General features: G+C 36.4%; 5 protein-coding genes. All 5 read right to left on the bottom strand.

All coding sequences use genetic code 11. From position 1 onward, the window contains the following. The coding region (locus Q5O73_RS10300; protein WP_302669636.1) for an amidohydrolase family protein at window positions 1-896 on the bottom strand (896 nt) is incomplete at its 3' end. 15 nt (window positions 897-911) lie between these two features. Next, window positions 912-1,094 carry a hypothetical protein gene (locus Q5O73_RS10295; protein WP_368076766.1) on the bottom strand — a complete coding sequence of 61 codons (183 nt, stop codon included), beginning with the start codon at window positions 1,092-1,094 and terminating at the stop codon, window positions 912-914. Window positions 1,095-1,166: 72 nt separating this feature from the next. Then, a complete protein-coding gene (locus Q5O73_RS10290; protein WP_366459934.1) occupies window positions 1,167-1,484 on the bottom strand; it encodes a helix-turn-helix domain-containing protein in 318 nt (105 codons plus the stop codon). Between the two features lie 31 nt (window positions 1,485-1,515). Beyond that, window positions 1,516-2,667, bottom strand: a complete 1,152-nt coding sequence (locus tag Q5O73_RS10285; RefSeq protein WP_302628722.1) for an HNH endonuclease domain-containing protein — start codon at window positions 2,665-2,667, stop codon at window positions 1,516-1,518. A gap of 90 nt (window positions 2,668-2,757) precedes the next feature. Next, on the bottom strand, window positions 2,758-3,887 hold a 1,130-nt coding region (locus Q5O73_RS10280), incomplete at its 5' end, for a hypothetical protein (protein WP_302669635.1).

Raw genomic sequence — 3,887 nt, 5'->3', positions numbered from 1 at the left:
GCTGTAATAGGGTCAATTCCATTTTCAACGCATATACGAAGTTTTTCGTCCATATCTCCCTTTTCAAAAATTGTCACTGGCTGTAAATCGTCGGCACAAAGAATGCAACGTCTGGAATTTTGTTCATTTACCCCTTTAAGCAACATAGGAAGCTCTCTACAGGCAGAACCATAACGCAGCATAACGTACATTCCATTTCTAAGTCTCTCCTTAAGTTCCTCCAAGGAACCGCTTTCGTGGTCTGTATGTATTCCTGCCGTAACATATGCAGACAAATCATCCCCTTTAAGCCCCGGAGAGTGACCGTCTATCAGCTTTCCTGCCTGATGACAAAGACTGATTTTTTCAATGACTTCTGAATCTGTGTTTATTACTCCCACAGTGTTCATAAACTCTCCCATGCCAAATACTTTATCCTGATTAATAACTTCACTAATAGCCTTTGAATCCACAACTGTTCCTGCATGTTCCCATGGTGTACATGGCACGCAGGATGGAAGCATGTATTTAATATTAAGGGCTGCATTTTCCCCTGCCTTTACCATATAATCAAAGCCGTCCATACCACATACATTCACTATTTCGTGAGGGTCAGCAATAATGGTAGTAGTTCCGTGAGGTACTACCAAACGGCTGAACTCTTCCGGAGAAACAAAGGATGATTCAATGTGAATATGACTGTTAATAAATCCCGGCAGTGCATATCTGCCTTCTGCATCCACTTCTTTTTCTCCACTGTAATTTCCCACTGCCGCTATTTTTCCGTCTGAAATGGCAATGTCTCCTTCAATAATTTCGTGGGTAAACACATTAACTATTTTGCAGTTTTTTATTACCAGGTCTGCCGGCTGTCTTTTTGCGGCAATGTTGATTTTTTTTTTGATATTGTCATGCATATAATCTTCTCCTCTTTATATATAATTATTTAACATGTCTTCCACTAAACCTCTTATTTCCCCCGCTACCTCTTCACAATATTGTTTTTTCAAACCGGCATTAACACCTACTTCTGTTAATTCCTTTATTCCCGGATTTCTGCCATTTCCTGCCACCGTTGTAGTATGCTCTCCATAGTAGGTATTGCTATAGGTCAAATCATATGCCGGGCTAAGCCGCCAAGTGCTAAGGTTCCAACAGGACGTTCATTATAAAATACATTTATTATTTCACTTGTTTTCATTAATTACCTCCTGAATGTTTTTGTATGGAACCTGTGAAAATATTTCCCTTAATTCATTAACCACATCCAATGCCGTTGCTATTCTTGTTAAACTTAGCAGTGAAATCTGCCCTGTGGTTTCAAAACGTTTTATGGAGCCATAGCTTACTCCACTGATTTCAGAAAGTTTTTTTTGGGAAATACGACGCCTTTTCCTTATATTCTTAAGTCTGTCTGCAATTTTCAAATTAATTTCTTCAGGGGTTTCCCATATATAATTTTGCATCAAGTTGTCCTTCTCCTTTATGGATAATATTTTATCCATTTCCCGTGTCAAACATTATGCCTTCCTCCCATTAACTGATTTTATTTTCCCACACGCTGTATCCCTGAGTTAATGCTGATTCATAAATGGGATGTAGTCTTTTATAAAGAACCTGGCTAAAATTATCCGGTTCAATCCCTTCTATGTACAATTCGTCTAAAGGCCATATTGAATTAAGATTATATCTTTTACAATCGTTAAAAAGCCGCCCTGCATATTCATTACTATGAACTGTTCTATTTAACAGATATTGCCGGTAAGCAAAGCCCCCGTAGTAGTTTTCCCATTGGGGAAGTCTGTTGTTTTTGGCAGAATTAAGATTTCCCTTGACAGGAACCAAATTCCAAAGCTCGTCATTTGCCACGTAAGACCAGGGGATAAAGTGGTCAATATCGTATTCGCCATTAAGGGGAGCGTTAGAATAAATATCACTAAACTCACCGCCATTTATTTCCATTACACAATCCCAAAGCTTTCGGGCTTTTTCAAGCCTGCGTTTTTTATCCTTTTCAGGCTCCAACTTATATATAATGCCAGGCACACCAGGATTTCTGTCCTGAAGATATTTTAATTTTTTCATCTTAATCCAGCCACGAATTGTTACCATATTATCAATGAAAAAGTTTCTCCAAGAGTTATTTATTATGATTTTTTTGTTCAATCCTGTACCCTCTTCTATTTTATATGGTAGACATTCTTTTTTATCCACCATATCGAAATATGTTATCAGGTGTTTCTTATTATTCCACAAAGTATCATTTCCCTTAATTTCTTCAATGAAGGGTGACAATATACGATATGGCACGTTTTTTGCCAAATCCATCATCTCTTTTTTAACACACTGTCTGTTGGATTTTGTCTTTTCAATTATGATATCTCTAGCCTCATCATTTTTGATATCCACAGTCTGTCCCAACTTGTTGACAGCCCGTTCTAAAATATCTGAACTGCTTCCGTCCTTGTTTTTAGGGCCAAGTCTTAAGTGATATTCACTAACTGCATACCATGCATCCGCTATCATGCCTGCAAAAATTTCAAGAAATGTTGGTGTTTCCTCTCCTCTTGCTACTAGCTGCATTATGGAATCTAACCAGAAAAACTTGTAACACTGCGTGGTATTATCCAGCATTTTTGAGAATTTCTTTACGTTTAGACTGCAATAATATTCTATTAAATTTTCCATGGCGTGCCCTCCATCAGTATGATTCTATGCAAGATATTTATGTGTTCAAACCGGTCATGCATTATATTTTTTTACATAACCGGCTTTTTATTATTTATATATTTTCTCTGTATATTCAGGTGTCACCTTGGTTAATATGGTGTTATATAAATATTTATGTCCATCTATTGTTGGCATCATACAATTATTGTACAACTGTTCTGCTATTTCATACACTGAGTAATCTATTGCATTACTGTACACTGTTTCTCCGTCTTCTAACACAGCATAGGCTCTTGCTTTATACTCTGCAGTATATGCCTCTTTGCTATTTGCACCATACGTCATAGTTTCTACATACGTAGTTGTATTATCTGTTTTTTTCCAAATGCCCTTTTGTGTTGTATTATAACTCCTTACAAACTGACCCTCCATTCCAATTTTCAAATGGTCAGATGTTATTCCTGTTTTTTTCCCATTATATTTTAACAGACCATAAATCAAACCAAACTTAGTTACTTTTTTATTATTAATACTGTCAGTTACTTTTGCCACTATTTTCATTCCACCAATTTTGGTATTTATACAAACTCCCTCTATTTTTATTAAGCCTTCTAATTCTGCAGTTGTCTCCTGATTTACTTTAGTTTCATTTACAGTTGTTGTTTCCTCCGATATATTTGTATTTTTAAACAATATCGTAACGCTTTCTTTGTTATAATAATCCACCACCTTTAGTGTGTGGTATCTGCCACTTGACAGGTCAGCATCAGATATATTTACAAAGGCTCCAGCCTCCGGTGTCATATTTTTGTCATCCCATGTCACTGATGAAAACTTTGCTGCAAGATTTAATCCTACATAAACCTTTCCTGCCTCGTACTTTATCAATACCAATTTTGTTTCACCGGCTGTTACGCTATACTCCAATGAATCATTGCCTATTACTTTTGACCATGTAGTATTACCTGCAGGTTTTGTAGTTGTCACATTTTCCTTAGTTGTTGGTACTACTATTGATTCGTCCGGATTGCCTGGTGCATTTGTTATCTTTTTAAATCCTTTTTCAGATACTGTTCCGTGTTCACTAATTATATTAAATGCAAACACTATGTATTTATCCTTATATGAAGTCAAATCTATATCCTTTGACCAATACCCATTATTTTTACCAAGTTCCTGTCCTATATATCCTGCAATACTGTCATTATTATAGGCTTCTGTTGCCTCCTCTATAGTAT

Source organism: Eubacterium sp. AF15-50 (genome assembly GCF_934835595.1).
Taxonomy (GTDB): domain Bacteria; phylum Bacillota; class Clostridia; order Lachnospirales; family Lachnospiraceae; genus Eubacterium_G; species Eubacterium_G segne.
The sequence above is the reverse complement of the archived record's forward strand: the minus strand, read 5'-3'. Positions and strand labels throughout refer to the sequence as shown.

Bases quoted from the DNA above. Each gene is read 5' to 3' on its own strand.
- Q5O73_RS10285 (WP_302628722.1), bottom strand. From the start codon at position 2,667: ATGGAAAATTTAATAGAATATTATTGCAGTCTAAACGTAAAGAAATTC.
- Q5O73_RS10290 (WP_366459934.1), bottom strand. From the start codon at position 1,484: ATGGATAAAATATTATCCATAAAGGAGAAGGACAACTTGATGCAAAAT.